We start from the raw sequence: 1,761 nt of genomic DNA, 5'->3' as shown, positions 1-1,761 counted from the left end.
GTTCGTCCCAGAGGTGTGGGAAGCCTTGGGTGCGCCGCCAGATGGTGCGCTCGAGACGCTTGAAGGCGTAGGTGACGGAGAAACCGCGGGACTTGGTGGTGACGTGACCGCCGTGGCCGTACTGATGGGCGTAGCGGCGTAGCCGGTGCCAGCCGTCGGCTTCGCCAAGCGCCCAGCAGGAGCGGACCAGGCGGCCGAGGTGGGTGTCCGGGGCGGCGTACAGCTCGACAGTGAGATCGTCGACGCGGCGGAACAGGGCGCCGGTGGCTTCGGTGCTCTTGGTGACGTACTTGGCGAGGTACGCGGTGACCTTCGCCAGGCTGGCATCGCCGCCCGGGGCGTTGATGTGCTTGAAGTCGAGGCCCTTGTCGCCCCATGCGATGTGCCAGCCTTCACCGCCGTGGGCCGGGTGAGTTCGACTGGTGTAGGCAGTTCGGGTGAACGCTTGACGCAGGACGGTTTCGAACATCCTGCGGGTGACGGTGGAGTCGGCGGGCACGATGGCGGTGGGGCAGTCGGGGTGGTAGCCGTCGAGGCGGATGACCGCGTGGTAGTGGATCACGCCTCGGGCCTGGAATTCGTGCACCTTGACGTAGCGGCGGCGCAGGGTGACGCCGAGCCGCTTGCCGAGGCGTTGCAGTTCCCGGTCGGCTTCTTGGATGGTGCGTCGCCACAGTTCAGGGGCTTCGTGGTTCCAAACCACTTGGGCGTCGTGGTCGTAGCAGTCGAGGCACAGCGGCGTGCCCAGCGCCGGGTCGCTGGTTCTGTGGCGGGCGGTGCAGCGCAGCGCGATGCCGTGGGGGCAGGTGGCTCCGAACGGCCGGCAGACGGAGGCGCGGCAGGTGCAGCGTTCCCGGGTGCGGCAGTCGGCGGCGTGGGTCTTCACGACGCGGTGGTGCACGGGGCCGAAGGAGGGGGCGGTGGCGGTGAGGAAGACGGCGAGGTGGTCGCCGAGCGGGGGGAGCCCGTAGCGTCCGCCTTCCAATCCGGCCTTGATGATTTGGTAGGTGTCGCGGCGGTAGACCTCGGCGCAGGACGGGCAGACGCTGGCGCGGCGGTTGCCGCATGGGGTGTAGATCACGCCGTCGGGCATCGTGTCGGTGTCGATCGAGTGCATGAGGGTGCCGTCGGTGTTCTTGACGTCGATGGCGCCGGAGAGCCGGATCGGGCGGGTGCATGCTGCGGCGGCGGAGACGTGATCGAGCCATTCCGGGAAGGTCCCCGAACGGACCCGCTGGCGGGCGGTGGCGGTTTCGGTGGGATCGAAGCCAAGCCGGGCGTCGGGATGCTCCACGGGCGTCTTGGTGGGTTTGGCCCACGGCCAGGCGGTGTCGGCGTTCTCCCCCGTACCCACAGCAGATGCTGTGGGTGCGAGAGGCAGCGTCGAGCTACTCATCAGGCGATGGCTCCTACGGTGCTGGGTTCTACGGTGCTGCCGTTGTGTGGCCGGGTGGTGGCCGCCGTCGGCGGGTTGTCCCGGAGGTGGGTGAGGATGTCCGCGGCTTGCGGGGTGGGGACGCGGAGTCGGACCGCGAGCTGGTTGGGTTTGATGTCTTCGCCGTGCTCGTGGCGGTGCGATGCCGCGATGGTCCGGGCGTTGGTCAGCAGCCGTGCCGGGATCGCGCCAGCCGTCGCAGCGGGCGCGGCCGCCGGGGCCTTGACCGGTGCGGCCGGGGTGGGTTCCGGACTCTCCGCAGCGGTGGTCTTCTTGGCCGGTGTCCGTTTGACAGCGGTGGTCTTCTTCGCCGGGGTGCTCTTCTT

Annotated in this window: 1 protein-coding gene and 1 pseudogene; both read right to left on the bottom strand. The window is 69.4% G+C overall.

Annotated features, from left to right (window positions below):
- Positions 1 to 1,294 (bottom strand): replication initiator (locus AB0M20_RS41740; protein ID WP_364306887.1); only part of this gene is annotated, 1,294 nt, incomplete at its 3' end.
- Between the two features lie 101 nt (positions 1,295 to 1,395).
- A pseudogene (locus AB0M20_RS41735) lies at positions 1,396 to 1,761 on the bottom strand (hypothetical protein); the annotation flags it as partial.

The sequence above is a fragment of the Actinoplanes sp. NPDC051633 genome (assembly GCF_040681735.1).
In the GTDB taxonomy this organism is placed as follows: domain Bacteria; phylum Actinomycetota; class Actinomycetes; order Mycobacteriales; family Micromonosporaceae; genus Actinoplanes.
The sequence above is the reverse complement of the archived record's forward strand: the minus strand, read 5'-3'. Positions and strand labels throughout refer to the sequence as shown.